At 27.2% G+C, this 22,851-nt stretch carries 22 protein-coding genes and 1 pseudogene; 19 read left to right on the top strand and 4 right to left on the bottom strand.

The window, feature by feature from the left end; all coding sequences use genetic code 11:
• Positions 1-354: 354 nt before the first annotated feature.
• Together K0040_RS12335 and K0040_RS12330 are read right to left on the bottom strand one after the other, a co-directional pair.
• Complete coding sequence (locus K0040_RS12335) at positions 355-1,722, bottom strand: YjiH family protein (protein WP_228109088.1); 1,368 nt, start codon at positions 1,720-1,722, stop codon at positions 355-357.
• A gap of 13 nt (positions 1,723-1,735) precedes the next feature.
• Entirely contained in the window at positions 1,736-2,671 is a 936-nt protein-coding gene (locus K0040_RS12330; RefSeq protein ID WP_228109087.1) for an L-lactate dehydrogenase, read from the bottom strand.
• 178 nt (positions 2,672-2,849) lie between these two features.
• Between K0040_RS12330 and K0040_RS12325 the strand changes: the two genes are divergently transcribed.
• The 13 genes and pseudogenes from K0040_RS12325 (at position 2,850) to K0040_RS12265 (ending at position 15,258) form a co-directional block, all read left to right on the top strand.
• Complete coding sequence (locus K0040_RS12325; protein ID WP_228109086.1) at positions 2,850-3,632, top strand: IclR family transcriptional regulator; 783 nt, start codon at positions 2,850-2,852, stop codon at positions 3,630-3,632.
• Positions 3,633-3,896: 264 nt separating this feature from the next.
• A complete protein-coding gene (locus K0040_RS12320; RefSeq protein ID WP_228109085.1) occupies positions 3,897-4,280 on the top strand; it encodes a VOC family protein in 384 nt (127 codons plus the stop codon).
• Positions 4,281-4,305: 25 nt separating this feature from the next.
• Entirely contained in the window at positions 4,306-4,614 is a 309-nt protein-coding gene (locus tag K0040_RS12315; protein WP_228109084.1) for a DUF1905 domain-containing protein, read from the top strand.
• A gap of 12 nt (positions 4,615-4,626) precedes the next feature.
• A pseudogene (locus tag K0040_RS21490) lies at positions 4,627-4,764 on the top strand (YdeI/OmpD-associated family protein); the annotation flags it as partial.
• 323 nt (positions 4,765-5,087) lie between these two features.
• A complete protein-coding gene (locus K0040_RS12305) occupies positions 5,088-6,956 on the top strand; it encodes a sensor histidine kinase (protein ID WP_228109083.1) in 1,869 nt (622 codons plus the stop codon).
• 257 nt (positions 6,957-7,213) lie between these two features.
• Positions 7,214-9,172: a hypothetical protein gene (locus tag K0040_RS12300; protein WP_228109082.1), complete on the top strand. Its 1,959-nt coding sequence runs from the start codon at positions 7,214-7,216 to the stop codon at positions 9,170-9,172.
• Between the two features lie 242 nt (positions 9,173-9,414).
• Positions 9,415-9,846 (top strand): MarR family winged helix-turn-helix transcriptional regulator, encoded by a 432-nt coding sequence (locus K0040_RS12295; protein WP_228109081.1) that lies wholly within the window; start codon positions 9,415-9,417, stop codon positions 9,844-9,846.
• A gap of 113 nt (positions 9,847-9,959) precedes the next feature.
• Positions 9,960-10,436, top strand: coding sequence for a glutathione peroxidase (locus K0040_RS12290; protein ID WP_228109080.1), 477 nt, complete (start codon positions 9,960-9,962; stop codon positions 10,434-10,436).
• A gap of 15 nt (positions 10,437-10,451) precedes the next feature.
• Positions 10,452-11,324 carry an NAD(P)/FAD-dependent oxidoreductase gene (locus tag K0040_RS12285; RefSeq protein WP_228109079.1) on the top strand — a complete coding sequence of 291 codons (873 nt, stop codon included), beginning with the start codon at positions 10,452-10,454 and terminating at the stop codon, positions 11,322-11,324.
• A gap of 26 nt (positions 11,325-11,350) precedes the next feature.
• On the top strand, positions 11,351-11,665 hold the full coding sequence (trxA, locus tag K0040_RS12280; protein ID WP_228109078.1) for a thioredoxin: 315 nt from the start codon (positions 11,351-11,353) through the stop codon (positions 11,663-11,665).
• 234 nt (positions 11,666-11,899) lie between these two features.
• On the top strand, positions 11,900-12,619 hold the full coding sequence (locus tag K0040_RS12275; protein WP_228109077.1) for a response regulator transcription factor: 720 nt from the start codon (positions 11,900-11,902) through the stop codon (positions 12,617-12,619).
• Between the two features lie 2 nt (positions 12,620-12,621).
• Positions 12,622-14,019, top strand: a complete 1,398-nt coding sequence (locus K0040_RS12270; protein ID WP_228109076.1) for a sensor histidine kinase — start codon at positions 12,622-12,624, stop codon at positions 14,017-14,019.
• Between the two features lie 213 nt (positions 14,020-14,232).
• The gene (locus tag K0040_RS12265) at positions 14,233-15,258 is read left to right on the top strand and encodes a helveticin J family class III bacteriocin (protein ID WP_228109075.1); all 1,026 of its coding nucleotides are present in this window, start codon (positions 14,233-14,235) and stop codon (positions 15,256-15,258) included.
• Positions 15,259-15,460: 202 nt separating this feature from the next.
• On the opposite strand, the gene K0040_RS12260 is transcribed toward K0040_RS12265, so the two are convergent.
• Positions 15,461-15,970 (bottom strand): hypothetical protein, encoded by a 510-nt coding sequence (locus K0040_RS12260; protein ID WP_228109074.1) that lies wholly within the window; start codon positions 15,968-15,970, stop codon positions 15,461-15,463.
• A 506-nt stretch (positions 15,971-16,476) separates the two neighbouring features.
• Here K0040_RS12260 and K0040_RS12255 point away from each other — a divergent pair.
• Positions 16,477-16,782, top strand: a complete 306-nt coding sequence (locus K0040_RS12255; protein ID WP_228109073.1) for a DUF1540 domain-containing protein — start codon at positions 16,477-16,479, stop codon at positions 16,780-16,782.
• Positions 16,783-16,882: 100 nt separating this feature from the next.
• Here K0040_RS12255 and K0040_RS12250 read toward each other — a convergent pair whose 3' ends face one another.
• Entirely contained in the window at positions 16,883-17,563 is a 681-nt protein-coding gene (locus K0040_RS12250) for a Crp/Fnr family transcriptional regulator (RefSeq protein ID WP_228109072.1), read from the bottom strand.
• A 427-nt stretch (positions 17,564-17,990) separates the two neighbouring features.
• Here K0040_RS12250 and K0040_RS12245 point away from each other — a divergent pair, with 427 nt between their 5' ends.
• The 5 genes from K0040_RS12245 to K0040_RS12225 are packed head-to-tail and all read left to right on the top strand — an operon-like array spanning position 17,991 to position 22,310.
• On the top strand, positions 17,991-18,803 hold the full coding sequence (locus tag K0040_RS12245; protein WP_228109071.1) for a class I SAM-dependent methyltransferase: 813 nt from the start codon (positions 17,991-17,993) through the stop codon (positions 18,801-18,803).
• An 11-nt stretch (positions 18,804-18,814) separates the two neighbouring features.
• Complete coding sequence (locus tag K0040_RS12240; protein WP_074919427.1) at positions 18,815-19,339, top strand: FmdE family protein; 525 nt, start codon at positions 18,815-18,817, stop codon at positions 19,337-19,339.
• A gap of 43 nt (positions 19,340-19,382) precedes the next feature.
• A complete protein-coding gene (locus K0040_RS12235) occupies positions 19,383-20,480 on the top strand; it encodes an iron ABC transporter substrate-binding protein (RefSeq protein WP_228109070.1) in 1,098 nt (365 codons plus the stop codon).
• Positions 20,481-20,484: 4 nt separating this feature from the next.
• Entirely contained in the window at positions 20,485-21,555 is a 1,071-nt protein-coding gene (locus K0040_RS12230) for a FecCD family ABC transporter permease (protein ID WP_228109069.1), read from the top strand.
• The gene (locus tag K0040_RS12225) at positions 21,555-22,310 is read left to right on the top strand and encodes an ABC transporter ATP-binding protein (protein ID WP_228109068.1); all 756 of its coding nucleotides are present in this window, start codon (positions 21,555-21,557) and stop codon (positions 22,308-22,310) included. The genes K0040_RS12230 and K0040_RS12225 overlap by 1 nt, the downstream gene beginning before the upstream one ends.
• The last annotated feature ends 541 nt before the right edge of the window (positions 22,311-22,851 follow it).

Here is a 22,851-nt window from a genome sequence, read left to right as displayed (position 1 = left end):
TTTCTTTTTTATTTTTCATTTTAATACCTCCAAAAGTTTAATATGAATATTATTCCAAACTTACCAGTTTTACATACAAAAAAGACTGTAGGTAAGTTTGTTTTACACAAATCTACCTACAGTCCCTAGGATAAAGACTAATTTCATATTAAACATAAGAAGAGTATATCCGACTATTTTTAGTGAGATATACCCTTCTTATGTTTAATATGAAATTATTGATTTTAAATGCCTTGTAGTTACTTCTAAATTATTATGGGTATTTATAGCAAGGAACTACATTGCTCATTTAATTTAGATGGATATATACCAACAGTAGAAATCTTTGAAATATCTACTCTAGAATTGTTATTATTATCTAAATATAAGCTTTGATACTAATATTACTATTGGAAGTGATATTAGTGTTCTTTGTAAAAATATTATTAAAATATCTTTAAATTTTTTAACTATATTATTTGAAATCAATAATGCACCTATTTCAGACATAAATATAAGTTGAAGTATACTCATTGCACCTACAATAAATCTAACTTCAGTAGAAGTAAGTCCTTTAGCTAATATTATAGGTAAATAATTATCTGCAAAGCCAGATAATATGGCTGGAGCTGCAACAAAAGCATCTGGTACATTAAGTATATTCATGATTACACCTATTGGGTAAGATAGCCACTCTAATATAGGTGTATAACAAGATAATATAAGTGCTACTGTGCCCCAACAAATAATAATTGGTTGAAGAGAAATAACATAAGATAAAGCATTTGGAATTTTATTTGTAAAATTCTTATATGAAACAATTGAGGCTCTGTCACAAGCTAAATCTAGAGCTTTATCAAAATTTGATTTGGAAGCTAAATCAGATTTAGGATTTTTATCTTGAGTTGATCCATCTACATATACATTTGGAATTTTGCTTATTGGTCTTAGCCTAACTGTGATGAAAGCTACAATTGCACCCGTTGCACAAATTGTAAAGTAAAACAAACCAAAAACATCCATAAGACCTAAAACATTAGCGACTAAAACAACCCAACCTATACTTGATATAGAGAATGATGTAGATATTATAGCAACTTCACGCAAAGTAAAGAATCCTTCCTCAAATAGTTGCTTTGTTCCTATGATAGCAGCATTACCTGGTCCAACCCAAGCACTTATAATGTTAACTGCAGCAAATTCTGAAAGTTTGAATAAAGGTTTTACTATAAATCCAAATAAACATCCCACAAACTCCATTATTCCAAATTCAAGTATTAATACTTGTAAAAATAACATTGGAGGAATAAGTATGGATAACTGAGTAGATAAATCAAGCATAGTACCACCAGTATCTAATGAAATTATAAACTCTGGACCCATATTAAAAAAACATAATATAGCGATTAAGCCACCAATTAATCTATTACCTACATAAAATGGTGTTGTTGAAAACAAAGACTTTAACGTTTTATTTTCCAGTATAAATTTAGGTTTAAATAGTAAAGTAATAAGTGAAACTATACCACTTAATGCAACTACAGAAACTACAGTAAATGTTAGTACATTTCCTAAGGATGATTTTAATAGTTTTAAATAATAAAATGATATTGTATCTACAGTACCATTAAAATTAAAAGGTATTACTACTAATAAAAATCCAAGTATTGTTGCTATAGCAAATTTTAATATATTTACTAAATTTGTATTACTTTTTGTTGCTGTATTTTTAGCTGCATACATAAATATAATCCCCCTATATATCTAGTTGATCTATTAAAGATTTCATAATAGATGCAGAATTTTTAAAACCATTAAGTTCATTATCTCCAAGAGGAAGATCTAAAACTTTTTTAACCCCATTTTTACCTAAGATAGATGGTAGACTTAAAGAAACATCTTTAGTACCATACTCTCCTTCAATAATTGTTGAAATAGGTAATATAGTTTGCTCATTTCTTAATATAGCCTCTGTAACAGTTTTTATAGCATTAGCAACACAGAAACAATTTGGCCCTTTCATTTCCCAAACATCAAAAGCTGTTTGTTTAACTTGAGCCTCTATATTATCTTTAAAATCATTAGATAACTCATATCCAATAGCATTGCAGTATTCTTCTATAGATACGCCTGCTATAGAAGTTTTACTCCAAGCAGCAATTTGAGAATCGCCATGCTCCCCAATCATATATCCATTTATACATCTACCATCTAGATTAAACTCTTTACCAAGTAAATATTTGAACCTAGAACTATCTAAAACGGTTCCTAGTCCGATAACCTTAGATTTAGGTAAATTAGATATTTTATAAGCCACATATGTAAGTATATCAACTGGATTAGTAACCATTAATATTTGTGTATTAGGACTGTACTTCAAAAGTTGAGGGATTACACCCTTTAATATATCTGTATTTTTTTGTAATGGTATTAATCTAGATTCACCTACTACTTCTGGAACACCAACAGTTATTACAACTATATCTGAATTTTTAGTATCCTCGTAATCACCAGCATAAATATTAACAGGTTTTAATAATGGAAGACCATGTGCAATATCTAGTGAATTACCTAAAGATTTATTTTTATTAATATCAACTATAACTATTTCATCTGCAATAGCGTTTTCCGCCAATGAAAATGCAGCTGTAGATCCAACTGATCCTGCTCCTACGATTGTAATTTTACTCATTTTTAAATTTCCTCCCTATATACTGTTATGAAACGGTGTTTCATTTGATAATATTGTATCAATAGGATTAATTCATGTAAAGTATTTTTTGAAATTAAATAAAACTATTTTATTTAAATAAAAAAATGGGTTAATATAGTTACAATAAACTTAAAATAAGATTTAAGGAGTGTTGATTATGGATAAGAATTTAAAAGTTGCAGAAAGGGATACAAGCTATATAACGATGGTTGATAGAGCGTTTGCTATATTAGACTACATATATAAATGTGGAAGAAGTGTAGGAATATCAGAAATATCAAGAGAATTAGATATTCCTAAAGCAAATACATTTAGATTAATAAAAACTTTAGAAAAATGGAGTGCTGTAGAAAGAGATGAAGATGAAAAACTATTTTTAGGGAAAATATTAATAAAATATGGTGATAAATCTAAAGAATCGATAGATATTATAAGTAGTTGTACGCCATACATGAGATCTCTAGCTAATGAAATAGGTGAGACTGTAAATTTAGGTATAAAGCATGAAAATAATATTCTTATTATTCATACTGAAGAAGGAGAAGCTTCTATATTAGTATCAAGATTAGTTCCAATATCCCCAATGTATTGTTCTTCTATTGGAAAAACTTTCCTTGCTAATATGGATAATAATGATATTTGTATGTACTTTGAAAATGAAATTTTAAATGCTAGGACGATAAATACTATTACAACTAAAGAACAATTTATGAAAGAAAAAGAAAATATACTTAACTCAAACATTGCTTATGATAATGAGGAATATGAGTATGGTTTAATGTGTTTAAGCTCTCCTATTTACAATAAAGAGAAAGATGTAATTGCTGGTCTTAGTATATCAGGACCAAAGAGTCGTTTGGAATTTAAAGGTTTAGAAAAAATAGAAAAGCATTTGATTGATGCAACTAAAAATATTACTAATAGCTTAGAAATATTATAATAACATGTTGATTCGATATTATTAAACGATATTGTATCTAATAATATCGAATCATCACTGCAAATAGGAATAATAACAGCATTTATAATTGATACATTAGTTTCAACATTATAAACTTAATTAAATGAGACATTTGAATAAACTTGATACATGATAGATGATATAGATAAGATTGTCTTAAATTATAATGATAACAAAAAATTAGAGAATATTTATATCAGTACTGTAAAAAGCTAGTAATAAGAAAATTTTAGGAGGCAAACAATGATAAACAAAATAGGAAAAATAACAATATATGTGAACAATCAAGAAGAAGCCAAAGATTTTTGGACTAAAAAGATGAACTTTGTTATAAAATTAGAACAACCAATGGGCCCAAATATGACATGGTTAGAAGTTGGACCTAGTGAAGACGAGTTCACTTCTTTTGTAATATATGAAAAACAATTAATGTTAGCTCAAAAACCAGGTGCTAATGTGTCTCACCCAAACATAATACTAAGTACCAATGATATAGAAACTACTTATAATGAATTAAAATCAAAAGGTGTTAATGTAAAAAATTTAATGATAATGCCATATGGAAAGATGTTTAATTTTGAAGACCAAGACAAGAATGAGTATTTAGTTAGAGAAGATAAATATTAAAAAGTTATAATTAGAGGAGTACAACATGAGTTACGAATTTGAAGCCATAATAAAAAAAGTACCAGATAAAGATGCAGCCTTTATTGAAATTCCTTTTGATGTAGAAAAAGAATTGGGAGCAAAGAGGGTAAAGGTAAAAGTTAAGTTTGATAATATTGATTATAGAGGCTCTATTGTAAGAATGGGGCAGGAATGTTATATGATAGGCATAACTAAAGACATAAGAAATCAAATGGGGAAAGGTCCAGGGGATAAAATATTTGTCCAAGTAGAAAAAGATGAAGACGTTAGAGCAGTTGAACTACCACAAGATGTTAAAAAAGAGTTGAATTAAAATGAAAAAGCTTTAAAGTTTTATAATAGTTTATCATATTCAGCCAAACGAAAATATTTTCAATGGATAACAAGTTGTAAAAAAGAAGAAACAAGAAGAAAAAGAATTTCTGATGCAATTTTAAAATTAGAATCTAATACTAAATTGTAAACAGACTAAAAGAAATTTGCCACAATTAATCAATAATTATAAAAGAAGCCTATTCTGAAAACGACAGATTAGGCTTCTTTTATCAAAAAATTGCAATATAATTATTTATTTTTGTTTTATATTTTAGAAATTTGAATTAAAATAAAGGTAAGGAAATATTATTAAAATTTAATAAAAAACTTTAATTATTAAGACATTTAAATTAAAAGTAATAGCCTGAATCAATTTAGGTTATTACTTTTATTTGATATAAATTCAAAATACAAACACATTAACAGTAGTATAGAAGAGGAAATATATTAATTTATGGTATGGAGGAGTATATGTTGGAGGAAATATATAGGGATATAATTGAAGGTAGTCGAGATGCATATGTTTGTTTTGAAGTTAAAAATAGCAATGAAATGCTAGACAGAATAAAGATTATAGACATGAACAAATCCTATAAAAAATTGTCAGAACAGTATGAAATAAATATATTAGACCTATTGCCGTGGGAATGTAGGTCAATTATAGATTCTGGCAAGACGTTTGACAAATCTAGTTTAAGTAAAAAATATTCATACGAACACTACATTGGTAAAAATGAATTGTTCATAAATATAGACTTATATAACGGTGAAAATAATAGGTTTTACTTAAGGTTTAGGATATTAAGAACATTAAATATAGGAGAAGTAAGAATTTCAGATATTATTAGAACCGCACCATTTTTTGCATGGATAAAAGATAACGATGGCAAATATGTTGATGTAAATAATAAATTTATAGCCTCAACTAAACTAACATATAAAAACATAATAGGAAAAGGGGACGATGATATTTGGCCTAAGGGTACGGCACATAAATTTATACAGGAAGATAAGGAAGTAATTGAAAAAGAGGAAAAATGTGATTTTGAAAGTCAGGTTATACTGGCAGAAAATAAAGTACAATATCTTCAAACTGTAAAGTGGCCTATCATAGGTGAAAATGGAGAAATTAAAGGGACTATGGGGTTGGGGTTAGATATAAATGAAAAAGTACAGCTAAGAGATGATATAAGAAAGAATGAACAGTTTTTTCAAGAAATATCCAATAATATAGATGATGCAATAGTAATAAGAAATAAAGAAAAGTGTATTTATATAAGTAATTCATTTGAAAAAATATTTGGATTTAATCCAGAGCGTTTATATGAAGATATAACTTTATGGCATGACGAGTGGGAAAATATTGAATTAATAGATGGAAGTATAGACTATAACAATTTAGAAATTACTTCAAATATAGCTAGAGTTAGAAATGGTAAATTTGATAAATGGATACAAAGTAGATTTGTACCTGTATTAGGTGGTAACGGCCAAATAGTTGAAAAAATAGGCATAATAAGTGATATAACTGCACGTAAGAAACTAGAAGATAAACTAGAATCCTTACGAATGGATTTTTTTGCAAATGTATCCCACGAAATAAGAACACCAGTCACCTTAATATTAAGTTGCATACAATTACTATCCAGAAGAATTAATATGTTAGAGAGTGAAGATCAACAATACTTTTGTAGATACACGAATATTATGAAGCAAAATAGTTATAGGTTATTAAAATTAGTAAATAATTTAATAGATACAACCAAAATTGATAGTGGTAACTTTACATATAATCCACAAAATCACGATATTATTAGCTTTGTTGAGAATATATGCATGTCTGTATCACAATTTGTAAATATGAATAATATGAATATAGTTTTTGATACAGATACGGAAGAAAAAATAATTAGTTTTGATCTAGATAATATGGAGAGGATTATACTAAATTTACTATCTAATGCTATAAAATATAATAAAGCTAATGGAAATATTGAAGTGAATATAAGTTGCAAGGAAAATATAAAAATAAGTATAAAAGATAATGGAATCGGAATACCTAAATCAAAACAGAATCGAGTGTTTGAAAGGTTTGGGCAGGTAAAAAATAAAATGAAAACAGAACATGAGGGAAGTGGGATAGGTCTTTTCTTAGTAAAATCATTAGTTGAATTAAATGGTGGGAATATAAGTCTTAATAGTGAGTTAAGCAAAGGGAGTGAATTTGTAATAAGTTTGCCAGATAGGGTGGAAAATGATGAAGGAGTTGCTACAAAAACAAATTTTACCCAAGCTAAAATTGACAGAATGAATATTGAATTCTCAGACATATATGTATAAATAATTTGTAATAGTAATAAAAAAGTGAGTATCTAAAAAACTATCAAGTTCGTTGCTTGATAGTTTTTTTATAATAAATATCAAATAATACATAAAAAAATACTTAAACAACTAAATTCGACAGTACAAGACAAGGGAAAATGCTATTATTGAAAGAAGATGAATCAAATATTAGAATACAAATAGTCAAAATATAAACCACTATAAAGATTCTAGTAGAATACAAATAATTGTATTAAAATGAAGGAGTTATCAGCATGGATTATAAAAAGAATGTTATAAAAACAATCAGCTACTTATGGATAATAGTTGCGTTTGTTTTTTGTGCAATAAATCATTTATTTGAATTTAAGATAATGAACGAGTTTATTATAAATGCTTATATGCTAAGAATATTGATAGTTATGATTATAATACCAATAATTGTTTTATTAGAAATAACAATTAAAGAAGAAATAGAAAGGAGAGAAAAAGAAACTAATTTGAAGTTAAAAATTGGAGTTATAATTACAATCATATCTTTAATTAGTTTTATATTTATATCTACGTCATATTATGAATGGAGTCATGGAGGCTTAGGTATCTCAACCTATGGAATGAATTTTATGGGGATACTGTGTGTAACTGTCTTTACTATAGGAATAATCTTAATTAAATCACCAATTAAAAAATTAAATAGTAAGTTAAAAACAATAATATTAAAAGAAGAAGAACAAGCTAAGCTTGAAGAAAATCAAGCTTCTTGGTATGGTGTAGAGAAATTAAAAAACTGTTGTCAAATGGAAATAGACCGGATATCTAAAACTAGAAGTTTGTCTTCAGATATTTCATATAATCAAAAAGAATATATAAAACAAGAAGATAAAAGACAAAGTATAAATAATGATAAAACAAATTTAAGTGGGGATTTAATTGAAAATGAAAAGCGTTTTAAAAGGTTACAGGGTGAATTATCAAAAGCCGTAATTTCAAATGCAATTTCAAAAGAAGAAATTTTTAGTGGTATAGAAATAATACAAACAAACTTGGAAATTAGTGAAACAGGAGCTATAGAAATAACTGTAAAAGTAAAAAATAATACAATTTATCATATAGACGGGAGTATAAGGGCTATTTTCTATGATGAAAATAATAAAAAAATAGGAATCGCCAATTTAGTTCTGACACATTTAGGTATAGTTGATGAAGGATATGTGAAGGGTATTTGTATAGACACTGAGGTAAATCATAAATATAGTGTTAAATATGAGGCAAATAATTTATGGGTAATCCAGTCACTGCCTAATGTTCATGATGAAAATTTAATGGAAGTATTAAGAAAATTAAAAACTAAAAAGATAGATTTATCTTGGGCTAAAATTAAAGACACTAAAAATATTAAAAAAATTATATATGAAGATAGAAACATATACTATGATAATATAGTTGATTTAGGCAATGTGGAATACTCAAACCATTTAATTAAAATATTTAAAAATATAGAATTAGTTGATTTAGACAGTAATTATGATATGAGAAGAGAATTGGCAAATGTATTAGAAATTAGTGATATTAACTTTTCAACTGCATACAATCAATTAAAAAAATCTAATGCTATTAGAATTGAAGATGGGTTTATAAAAGTAGTTAAATGGGATATAGAAATGACTGAAGAAGATTTCTATAATCTAAAAAGTAAAATAAAATCTATGAGTTATGAGAAATTAGCAAAATCAAATAATAAAATGAGAAAAATGCGTGATCGAACAGGCTCAAAATACAAATCAGGTAGACGAAAGTATGATTTAATAAGGTTTAATTATATTGGTAAGAAGATACAATTATCAGATAAATATGGAGTGCCAAATAAAAATGGTGTTTATGAAATAAACCAAAAATCTAGTTTAATTAATTATTTAAATAAGGAGATTACTGATGGTGATAGTCTTTACTTCTTTTTAGAAAGAATAAAGTCCAATGGTATTGGTGTTAGACTAGCTCCAGAAGTAGTTAAATTAAGAAAGGAAATAATTGAAGGTTCAATGACATCACAGGAGGAACAAATTAAAATAGATGAAATAATGATGAAGTTTAATTTTAAACAAATACCAAAAGTAAATGAAAATAACAACTATGAGAAAGCTAGTCAACAACAATTTAGAAACTTCGAATCATTATTAGATGAGGGGAAAATAACACAAGAAGAATTTAATAATAAGAAAAAAGAAATACTATAAGAATTATACTTATATGTAGTTATCTACGAAGGAGCTGTGATGCAATTTATATAAAATTGTTTTTCACAGCTTTTTTTAATTTTAATCATTATATAAAATCAGTACTATTATTAAAAGAGACAGTTAAAAATATTTATACTAAAAAACTAATAAAGAACCTTGACACACAGAAAATATAAATATATAATAAAAATATAAATCGATTGAGTTAAATTAAATTGATATAAATTGGAGTTGGTAATTTGGATAAATATGAATCAATAAAATTAGATAATCAACTATGTTTTTCTCTATATGCACTATCAAGAGAAGTTATAAAACGATATAAACCATTACTAGATAAGCATGGACTAACTTATACACAATATGTAGCAATGTTAGTAATGTGGGAAGATGAGGAAATAGGATTTAAAGAATTAGGAAAGAGGTTACATCTAGATTCTGGCACACTTACACCTGTAGTAAAAAAATTAGAATCCATGGATTTAGTGAGAAAATATAGAAATAAAGAAGATGATAGAGTCGTTACAGTAGAGTTAACAGAAAAGGGAAGATCAATGAAAGAAGAAATACTTCATGTTCCAGAAGAAATACAAGCTCTATGTTGTGGTAAAGAACTAGATTTATCTTGTGTAAAAACACAAATAGATAAAATGCTAAATATGTTAGACTAAAGTTACCAAGAATAATAGTGAGTTAAATTCAAAAAAGAATTTAACTCTAAAATATAAAATAATTGATTGAACTAAATTAAATTTGGGTAAATTACAAATAGGGGAAATTAATAATGGAATTTTACAATTTTAAAGCAAATAAGATGAATGGGCAAGAAGTAAGTATGAGTGGTTATAAAGGAAGGGTTGTATTAGTTGTAAATACAGCAAGTAAATGCGGATTAACTCCACAGTTTGAAGGTTTAGAAGCATTATACAAAGAGTATAAAGATCAAGGATTAGAAATTTTAGGATTCCCTTGTAATCAATTTGCAAACCAAGAAAAAGGAAGTAATGAAAAAATACACGAATTTTGTCAATTAAATTATGGAGTAAGTTTTACAATGTTTGAAAAAATAGATGTAAATGGTAAGAATGCACATCCTTTATATAAATACTTAAAAAATGAAGCAAAAGGACTTTTAAGTAAAGAAATAAAATGGAATTTTACTAAGTTCTTAATAGATTTAGAAGGTAATATAGTGAAAAGATATGCACCAACAGTAGAACCATTAAAGATCAAAGATGATATAAAAAACTTATTAAAATAATCAGGAGGTACAAAAATGAGCGATAGAATAGATATAGCAATAATAGGAAGTGGGCCAGCAGGTGTATCTGCAGCTTTGAATGCAAGTATAAGAAAAAAAACATTTAAAATATTTGGTAGCAAAGAAATAAGTCAAAAACTAGTAAAGGCTCATAAAGTCAATAACTACCTAGGATTTTATGGTAAAAGTGGATTAGAAATAAGAAATGAGTTTGCCAAACATTTAGAATCAATGGACATAGATATAACAGAAGATAAAATAAATAACATATATTCAATGGGCGATCATTTTGCTCTAATGGGAACAAATAATAACTATGAAGCAAAGACTGTAATACTAGCAACAGGCGTAAACTTTGGTAAACCTTTAAAAGGAGAAGAAGAATTTTTAGGTAGAGGAGTAGGATACTGTGCAACATGTGATGCTCCTTTATACAAAGACAAAGTAGTTACTATAATTGCTTATAACAAACATGAAGAGTCAGAAGCCAACTTTATAGCTCAAGTAGCCTCAAAGGTATACTACATACCTATGTACAAAGAAGAAATAGAGGTAGATTCTTCTATAGAAGTGATAAAAGACACTCCAGTAGAAATAGTAGGAGAGAAATTCGTAGAAAAACTAATATTAAAAGATAGAGAAATAGAAACTGATGGTATATTTATACTTAGAGATAGTATATCTCCAGATCAATTAGTACCAGGTTTGCAATTAGATGGAAATCATGTAGACGTAGATAGAAAAATGAGTACAAATTTAAAAGGGTGTTTTGCAGCAGGAGATATAGTTGGTACACCATATCAATATATAAAAGCGGCAGGAGAAGGTAATATAGCAGCCCTTTCTGCAGTATCATATTTAGACGAACTAAGAAGAAATAATAAATAAATAATAATAAATGGGAGAGATGAAAAATGGCTAAAATAGTTAACTCAAATGAATTTAAGGAAGCAATAAAAGAAGAAGGAGTAGTAGTAGTAGATTTCTTTGCAAATTGGTGTGGACCTTGCAAAATGCTAGCTCCAATATTTGAAGAATTATCAAATGAAATGAAAGAAAAAACACAATTTATAAAAGTCGATGTTGACCAAAGTGTGGATATTGCAAGTGAGTATGGAATCCAATCAATACCAACAATGGCTATCATAAAAAATGGACAGCCAGTAGAGACAATGGTTGGTTTCTTACCTAAAGATGTAATCAAATCAAATATAGAAAATTATCTATAAAACTAAAATATGCCCCCAAAAGATTTTAACCCCCTTTTTAAAATCTTAATATATATAAAAAACTACTAAGTTGATAACTTAGTAGTTTTTTTAGGAATTACATTTGTATTCACAGTGGTTCTTTAGAGTTTAACTAAAAAATATTTTTAAATGAAATATAATTATAGAATAGAAAAGATTTTGTTTTTCTCTTTTTTGGTATACTAAATATAATAAAAAACTGTGGAGGGGAAAATGGATAAAAATATAAAAAATAGCAAAATACTTATAGTAGATGATGAAGTTGAAATATTAAACTTACTAAAAATGGTCTTAGTAAAAGAAGGTTTTGAAAAAATATATACTGCAGAAAATGGTAAAATGGCTATAAATCTTTATGAAGAGATAAATCCAGATTTAGCGATACTAGATGTTATGTTACCAGATATGGAAGGTTACGATATTTGTAAAATAATAAGAAAAACATCTAATATACCTATATTATTTTTATCAGCAAAGGGAGAAGAATTGGATAGAATAATGGGTCTTGCCATAGGTGCAGACGACTATATTACTAAGCCATTCAGTCCAAAAGAGGTAGCTCTTAGAGTGAAAATTCAGCTTACAAAAAACATGATGATAAACAATAGTAAGCCTGATAGGTATGAGAAAATAACTGAGCCTCCTTTTGAAATAGACGAAGAAAAAATGGAAGTAAAGAAAAATGGAGAGCAAGTAGATTTAAAGCCTAAGGAATATAAAATGTTTTTATATATGATAAAGCACAAAAACCAAATAATAAGTAAAGAAAGATTTTGTGATGAAGTATGGGGAGAAGATTTTATAGGATTTGATAATACAATTATGGTCCATATAAGAAAGCTTAGAGAAAAGTTAGAAGAAAATCCATCTAAGCCAGAATATATTCTAAATGTAAAAGGGTTAGGTTACAAACTTCAAATAAAGGATAAATAACTATGAAAATAAAATTAACTTTTAGATATGTTTTAAGTATAGTAATAGTTGCAATTTCAGTAGTTTTGATTAATATTATTGTACTTTTTACATTATTATTTAGTAAAAATATCACTACACCAAGCAATTATGATATATCAGAATTTGTTAGGAATTTTCAGCAATATATTGAGGTAGAAGGTAATGCTCATCCATATATAAGTAAAAAGGGCCAAAAACTATTAAATGGAAAGGATGCTTGGATACAAATATTAAATGAAAATAATAAAGAAGTATACAATTATGACAAGCCTGAAGAGATAAAAGATAAATATAATACTATAGAAGTAATAAATGGATACAAGTATGCCGGTGGTCTAGGAGATCAGTCTCAAATATTAGTTGGATCTAAAAACATAAATAATACTACATATACATATATAATAGGATTTCCTAGGAAAAACATTCAGAAATATATTTTTATAACAGAAACAGATACTATGATAAATTATATAAAATATGCAATGATAGTAGTGTTAGTAGTGGATTTTATAATGGCAATAGTTTTTGGATATATTTTTAGCAAATCACTTACCAAACCAGTAAATAACATTATTGGTGCAGTAGACGATTTGCATAAAAATAATTACGAAGTTAACTACACTGAAAAAGGGTTGTATTCCAATGTTTTTAAAAAACTAAATAGTTTATCAGATAAGTTGAATGAAAATGAACTGGAAAGAAAGAAAATAGATAAAATGAAAGAAGATTGGATAGCTAATATTTCTCATGATATAAAAACACCTCTTTCATCAATAAAAGGATATGCAGAGTTTTTAGAAGAAGATTATAATTTTTCCAATGAAGATATAAAATCTTATGCTGGCATTATAAACAATAAAGCAGAATATATAAAAGAGCTTGTAGATGATTTAAACTTAAATATAAAGCTAAAAAATAGTAAATCAATATTAAAAAAAGAAAATGTAAATATAGTGAGTTTAGTCAAAAACTTAGTTATAGATATATTAAATGACTCAAAATATAGTGAAAGATATATTGAGTTTGAAAGTAAAGATGAAACAATAATTATGAATCTAGATAAATTACTTATGCAAAGAGTAATAAATAACTTATTATACAATGCTTTAGTTCATAATGATGAAGATGTTAAGATTTTAGTTAAAATATTCAAAGAAGGTAAAACTCATATAGTGATAAGCGATAATGGTAAGGGAATAAGTGAAAAAGATTTAGAACATGTTTTTGACAGATATTATAGAGGAACTAATACGGGAGAAAATCACAAGGGATCAGGTTTAGGAATGGCAATTGCCAAGGAAGTAATAAATGCACATGATGGTGAGATTGCAATTAATAGTAGATTAGAAAAGGGAACAGATATAGAGATTATAATATAATATATTTGATTATTAATAATAGTAAAAAGAACTACTAAACTATAAGTTTAGTAGTTCTTTTTATATACTAAGGATTTATAACTAATCTAAATTGCCAATTATTGATGATATTACATTCCTAATAAATAATTAAACCATCAATAGAGCAAAATAGATCTAAATCAAAATTTGATGATTTAGATCTATTTTAAAATAGGCATCTAGAGGTGAATTATGAGAAAATCAAAAAATAATATTTATACTACAATAATAGTTATTGTAGGGTTTTTTATATATTTGATAATGCTTACTAATAACATATATTCTCATACAGTTAATGATAAAACTGTAGATAAAGTAGTTGAAATATCAGGATTAGTTAGCAAAAATGCTTTGCAAAACTTTGATTTTGGAAATAAAAATGAGGTATTTGTAACTCAAAGAGAAAGACAACATACATATCTTTCTAGATGTATAATATCTGGAAAGAAAGCATATGTGAAGGATTATATAATCTTAGAAAACTACGGACATGGCGAGTCCATTGAAGTAATAACACATAAAAATAAAACTTATATATGGATAGGAAATACAGTAAATAAAAGACAAAATTCAAATGGGAAAATTTATTACTGGTCCAAGGATATATCAAGAATAGAATACATAGTAGATTCTAGTTGCCCAACAGGGGCAAGGGTTGGTGAAATGAAAACTATAACAAATATAGAAAATATTTCAACAAAACCAAAAGGAAAGGCATTTAGAAGTGCAGTAGCAATCTCAGACAAGAGTAATCGAATTTGTTTTAGAACGCAGATAGATGATTTAAATAAAACTACTTATTATGGTGTATATAAACTTGATGAAATTAATCATAGATTAAATTCAAAATCAATTGATAAAATGGATATAAATAATTTTAAATCATCTCAAGTAACTTATTTTATAGATTTGCAATGTCCTAATGGATCTTTTCAAGGATTTGATATTACAGAATCAAACTCACATTATATATATATTTATGGCGGTGCTGAAGGAGAAACACCTACCATTTATAAATACTCATATACTAATAATGGAGATTATAACCATGAAAAAACTATAAAAATAAAAGATGATTATGTTGGAAAACCTGAAGCAGAGGGAATAAAGGTTAGAAGTAATCCTAATAGGAATGAAAATAAAATATATATAAGCTTTAAACCGTCAAAAGATTATAATAAAAAGCTTAAGCCTTTCGTAATATATTTATGTGAATAACATTATATGAGGATGGAAAACTAGGTCTTAGTGGTAATAATAATGCAAACATATTAGTTAATAAATTTGATTTATGCACATAAATACATAATTTTACCATTGGTATTGGGGATAAATAAACAATAAAAAAATATGACTTGTGGATAACGTTATCCTAAATAGGTATGCAAAAAAATAAGCACTAAGTTTATATACTTAGTGCTTATTCTTCGTTTAGTTGATCTTCAATCCATAATAACATAGAATCACCAAAAGACTTATTTGTATAATAATATTGTAAAGCTTTACTTTCAGAAGAAGAATCAGTAGCTTCTATAACTGATAACAAATATGAAAGCGACATACTATAAAAATTCAATGAATTTAAAAGTGCTGCTGATATAGGAGTTTGTTCTATATCTCCACTTTCTGTTTTATGATAATCTAATAACTCTAGTCTTAATTCTTCAATTTGAGATTTTATAAAAGAAGCATCTTTTATAAGGGGAGTTTTATCCTCGTTACTGGTTATTTTGTCCAATATGTTTGCAGCAAGTATATCTAATTGGTTAGAAATACTTTGTAGTTGAGATAAATATCCTTTTTCTTTATTAACTGGTGGTTGATTACTAGATTCAAGTATAAAATTTTGACCATAAACTTTATTAAGGTTAAAACCCATACTTGTAAAAGTTATAGAAAAAATAAGCAGGCATATAATTGCTTTTCTCATTGTTAATCCTCCATAATAAAAAAGTTTATTATTAATATTATCCATAATAATAGACTTATTAACCATGTATAAATTTACCTATTTACATGTGAATTCCTTATTAACTATTTCAATCATTTTGCTTAAAGTTTTTTCAACAATAAGCTTACCTTTTTTAGTACTTGTTCTAACAATAGATAAAAGTCCAGACTTAGGCACTAAATCTTTTGGAATAGGATAGACTTAATATGTAGGAACTTCTTAAATTTTTTCGTGGATCAATCTATCCATATGAATAAAATCAGGTCTAAATTTTAATAATAAGGAACTTCTTGTAATAGCAGCATGCTCAAGTGCCATCATGAAAACTCGACTTCATCAAATATTTTATCGATAGTATTTTGAGTTATTAAATCTCACCAGCTCATAATTTTTGTTTTATGTGACAGGAGTATTACATTTGAATTAGAATTTTCTTTTGATCTTTTGGAAATAATATAAAGAAATATATATAAGGAGGTAAAAGAATGCAGAGTGGAGATTTAAGCTGTAATGTAACAAATTGCGCACATAATTTTGGACATGAATGCAAGGCGGGTGCCATTAATGTAGGCGGACGTAGTGCAGTAGAAAATTTAGATACTACTTGTACAACCTTTGTAGATAAAGCTAAAAGTAGCTTTGTGAATAGTATAGATGCTTTAAATACAGATGTATGTAATATAAAATGTGAGGCATATAACTGTGTACATAATGAAAATAAAGGTTGTCATGCAGATAATGTTCAAATAGATGTTCAAAATGCATGTTGTAATACATTTGAATGTGAGTAACAAAATAAAAGTATTATCAATTCTATTATTGATAATACTTTTATCTTTTTTATATAAGTTTATAATATATTTAATATTTACTAAAATGGTAAACAATCAACTATTTTAAAATAGTAAAAGTTTTATCATTTAACTCAATTAAGCCATCATTTTTCATATTAGACAACTCTCTCATTAGTGAAGATCTATTTACACCCAAATAATCAGCAAATTTGGATTTGCTAAATGGAATTTGAACTTTGCTAGAATGACATTTTTCTGATTCATTAATTAAATATGTCATTATTTTTTCACGAATACTTTTCTTTGATAAGACTTCAAGTTTATTTATAAATAATAGATTATTTTTAACAATTTGGTTGAGTAAATTTTCTCTAAACAAAACTCTACACTCACAAGTATTTTCACAATTATTAGTGCTATATTTCTTATGAAAAGGAAGACATAGAATTTTACATTTTGTAGAGCATTTATAAGTATATGGACTTGTGGAAGGTGTGTCTAGGACCATTTGTTCACCGAAAGAATTCCCTGAATAGAAATCTAGCATATATGTATTATTTCCAAAGATATCCACTTTTTCTATGGAAACACTTCCTGACATTATTATGCATAGAAAATTTATTTCATCTCCTTGAAAATAAATAACCTCATTTTTTTCATACCACTTATAATATGCGCCACAACAGCTTAAAAGATGTTCTAACTGATCTAATGGAAATTTTGAAAATATATTAAATTTAGTCAGCAAATTTATATCTCTACATACATCAATCATCATATTCACCACCTATTCGATTAAATGTCTTACTAATTTAAATCTTATATTAATTTTCATTAAAAAACATCAATTTTTTGGGAAAATGATAAAAGTGTTACATTTGCAACATATAAACTTAAATAGTTAAATTATTATTAATATTGAATGATGTTATTTAAAAAAGATAATGTAAAAATTTAATGATGAGATAATCTTTAGCCTGAAGGCTAAAAGAACTGTTATGAAGACGCTAATTTAATGGCGTCTTTTTTTATATGTAAGGAAATTATAGTTGAATTTACGCTGTAATAAGCTCTGGAATTAAGCTATATCAACTTATTTAAAAAGTGTAAAAAATGTATTTTTGAGCAAGGTCGTTGCCTAAAATTTCATAGCGCTCACGCAGTGACCTAAGCGAAGCGAATTTTTTATTATATGGAGGGGCTAAATGGAATTAAATAATATTCGTAATAAATGGAAAAATAGAGGTTTCAATAAAAAGGCAAGTGTGGATTTGTGGGATTGTATGGCACAAAGTTTTAATAAGTTTACAGTACCTACAGTAGAAGATAGCCAATTTTTAAAATTAATATTAAACAATAATATGATAAATTCTGATTTTCAAGTTTTAGATGTGGGTTGTGGTAGTGGAAAGTATTCCATGGCTTTATCTAATTTGTGTGAAAATATTATAGGAATTGATTTATCACCAAAGATGATTGAAAACGCAAATAATAATAAAGAAATATACAAAGCAAACAATGTGAAGTTTTACTGTCAAGACTGGAGTAACATTGATTTATCAAAGCATGGATTTAAAAATAAGTTTGATTTAGTTTTTGCTCATATGACACCAGCTATAAATAGTGCAGAAACTTTTGAAAAGCTATCAAAGGCTAGTAAAAAATATTGTGTATTGTGCAAGCCTACAAGAAGAAATGATCCAGTGTCTGAAAAAGTAAAAGAACTTGTAGGTATAAGTAAAAACAAAGAAAGCTGTGATATGGACATTGCCTATGCATTTGAAATGTTATGGCTACAAGGATATGAGCCAAAGGTGGAATATGAAAGACAAGTATGGCATATGAAAAAAACACTTGAAGAAGCTTTTGGATTATATATAAACAGAGTTAAATCATACAAGGACATCACTTTAGAGGAAGAAAAAATTATAAAAAAATATTTAGAGTCAATATGTAAAGATGGACTGGTTGTTGAAAAAGTAAAGACAACTATAGCAACTATATATTGGCAAGTATAGGAGGATATAAGATGAAGAAAGAATTATGGGAAAAAGCAGTAGGTTTTCATGGACATGAGTGTCCAGGTCTTGCAATAGGAGTAAGAGCGTGTGATGCAGCAATGGAAAAAATGGGTATTGGATGTGCGCAAGATGAGGAAATAGTTTGTATTACAGAAAATGATGCTTGTGGTGTAGACGCAATTCAATCTTTATTAGGGTGTTCCATAGGTAAAGGAAACTTGATTTATAGAGGAACAGGAAAACAAGCATTTTCATTTTTTAATAGAAAAAATGGTGAAAAATTACGTCTTTATTTTAAAGGAGTAAGTCATACAGATGACAGACAAGAAAAGCAAAAATTTATTTTAGAGGGACCTATAGATGAAGTATTTGATTTTTCTGTACCCAAATTTGATTTACCAGAACAAGCACGTATTTTTACTAGTGTAGAATGTGAATGCTGTAAAGAAAAAGCACCAGAGCATAAAATGCATTTACAAGGTGGTAAAACAGTGTGTGAAGATTGCTTTAATTCATATAACAGAGGATGGTAAAGGTTAAAATATACAAACAAAAGAGATAAATAGGGGGAGAAAAATGAAAATTATTAAACGTATTTTACCTATGTTACTTATATTAATGTTGTCAATTACAGGATGCAGTCAGACTTCCAATGAAAAAGAAAAAGATGAGGCTAAAACAAAAAAAGTAACAGATGTTTCAGGAAGAGAAGTTGAAATACCTAGTAAATCAGATTCTATCATAGCTTTAGGTGCGGGAGCCCTAAGAATGGTAAGTTATATGCAGGGAACTGATAAGGTAGTAGGGGTAGAAAATTTAGAAGGCGAAGTTAGTATAGCTAGACCATATAGTTATGTTTATCCAGAACTTGCTAAATTACCTGTAGTAGGTGAAGGAGGAAGTAATGGTAGCACTGCCTATCAAGAAGAAATAATAAAAGCAAAACCAGATGTTATTATAGCTGCTTATGATAAAGATATGGCACAAGATCTTACTGAAAAAACTGGAGTGCCTGTAGTTACAGTTTCTTATAACGGCATATTTGATAAAAATATGGATAAATCATTGGAATTAATAGGTGAAGTTATTGGTAAACAAGATAGAGCTAAAGAATTAATTACATATATGGATGAATTAGAAAAAGATTTAGATGATAGAACTAAGGATATAAAGGATAAAAATAAACCAACAGTATACACTGGTGCAGTAAGTTTTAGAGGAGAGCATGGATTTGAAGGAACTTACGGAAAATATCCTCCTTTTGAGGCAATAAATGCAAAAAATGTAGTAGATGAAACTAAGAAAGAGGGTGCTTTATTGGTGGATTTAGAAAAAGTGTCTACATGGGACCCAGATATAATATTTTTAAATCCTCAAAATATGAAATTAGTAAATAAAGATTATAAGAAAAATCCTGATTTTTATAATTCCTTAAGTGCTGTAAAAAATAAGAAAGTTTATTCTCAACCATCTTATAATTGGTATACAACTAATGTGGAAATTGCCATTGCAGATGCTTACTACGCAGGCTCTATAATATATCCAGAACAATTTAAAGATGTAAATGTTAAAGAAAAAGCTGATGAAATCTACCAAAAGTTCTTAGGTAAAAAGTTATATAGTGATTTTGAAAAAGAAGGATTAGGATTTAGGCCTATTACTATTGGAGAGTGATTAGATGTTAGCAATTAAACAACATCGAGTATTAAATGACTATAATCAGTATGTTTATAAAAAAAGGTTAATATTATTTATTATATTTTTACTTACTGCTGGGATGGGACTATATGCAATTAGTGTTGGTTCATCTAATTTGTCTGTAATTGAAGTAATTAAAACTCTTATAGGACAAGGTAGCAAACAGAGCAATATGCTTTTATATAATATAAGATTACCACGAGTTGCTATGGCAATAGTATCAGGAATAGGATTGGCTATTACAGGATGTGTCATGCAAAGTATTCTAAAAAATCCTTTAGCATCAGCGTCAACATTAGGAGTATCTCAAGGTGCAGCCTTTGGAGCAGCTTTGGCTATTGTATATTTTGGAGCAGGTTCTATACAAAGCAATACAGCAGATGCTGTAGCAATAAGTAATCCTTATATGACAAGCATATGTGCTTTTATAGGATCTATGGGAGCCACAGTTGTTATTTTACTACTCTCTAGATTTAAAAAAGTAACACCTGAAACAATGGTACTTGCAGGAGTTGCCATAAGTTCATTATTTTCTGGAGCTACAGCTTTAATTCAGTATTTCGCAAATGATGTTCAAGTTGCAGCCATAGTATTTTGGACTTTTGGAGATTTAGGTAGGGCTTCCTGGAGAGAAATATTAATTGTAACAGTAGTATCTGGGCTGGCACTTATATATTTTATGTACAATCGTTGGAACTATAATGCGTTAGAAAGTGGAGAACAAACAGCAAAAGGATTAGGAGTAAATGTATCAACTATGAGAATTGTAGGTATGGTAATAAGTTCTTTAACAGCATCAGTTATTGTGTCTTTTGTCGGAATAATTAACTTTATAGGTTTAATAGCACCTCATATAATGAGAAAATTTGTAGGAAACGACTATAGATATTTAATACCTGCATCAGCCATATTGGGAGCATTCTTATTGTTATTTAGTGATACTATAGCTAGGATGGTTATATCTCCAATTATTTTACCAATAGGAACTATAACATCATTTATGGGAGCTCCACTATTTTTATATATTTTATTTAAAGGAGTTGAAAAATAATGATGAAAATAGATTCCTTAAAATTTTCATATAAAAATAATGCTAATATTTTAGATGACATAAAATTTGATGTGGAACATGGAGAGTGCATAGCAGTACTTGGCAATAATGGAGCAGGAAAAAGCACTATGTTAAAATGTTTAAACAGAATTATTTCTCCACAACATGGAAGTGTTTATGTGGAAGGTGAAGATGTGCTTCAGTTAAAACAAGGAGATATTGCGAAGAAGATAGCCTATGTAGCTCAAAAAAATGAAGCCACTAAATTTACTGTATTTGATGCTATATTATTGGGGAGAAAGCCCTATATAAAAGTTAGTGAAACTAAAGAAGATATAAAGATTGTTGAAGATATAATAAAAAGAATGGGATTAGAAAATTTTTCATTGAGATATTTAGATGAGCTTAGTGGAGGAGAGTTACAAAAAGTAATGTTAGCTAGAGCTTTAGCACAACAACCCAAAGTGTTATTACTAGATGAGCCAACAAGTAACTTAGATTTAAAAAATCAACTTGAAGTACTAAAAACGGTTAATGAGATTGCCCATGAAAATAATATATCCGTAATAATTGTAATACATGATTTAAATTTAGCTTTAAGATATTGTGATAAATTCATATTTTTGAAAGACAGAAAAATATACAACTATGGAGGAATAGAGATAATGTCTCCTAAAAATATTGAAGAGGTATATAAGGTACCTGTAGAAGTAAAGACTTATAATAATAAAAATATAGTGATACCTTTAATATAAAGGTTAAAATTTAATTATTTTATAGGTGAAATAGTAAATGGAAATAAGCTGAAGGGTTATGCCTTTGGCTTTTTTTTATGAAACAAAAATAAATTAGAGGAATTCTATAAGAAAATAATAAAAATCAAAATATATCTAAATAAACATCTTATAATAATGTTAAATTTCATTTACAAAGTTGTTAATTGATATAAATTTATTATGAATAACATCATAGATTTTATTAAGATGTATACAATATAATCTTTTTTTTAACTATCAAAATAAAAAATATACACAGAATAAAACACAAAGTAGTATGTAGGTTTTATTTGTAGTTATATAAATAAACTAATAATTGTGTAAAAAAAATTAAATGAAAAATATATAGAAAATATTGATTTATGACTAAAAAAATAATAAATAAAAAACTAAATCTTAATATAAATTATGTTTATGAAAATAATAAAGCATATTATTAAACTGGCAAAATGAATAAAATTAAATCCATTATTCAAATAACTTAAAATTTAATATATAGAAGTAATATAATTTAGAAAAA

This window comes from Terrisporobacter petrolearius (assembly GCF_020748185.1).
GTDB lineage: Bacteria > Bacillota > Clostridia > Peptostreptococcales > Peptostreptococcaceae > Terrisporobacter > Terrisporobacter petrolearius.
This window is presented reverse-complemented; position numbering and strand designations above follow the sequence as displayed.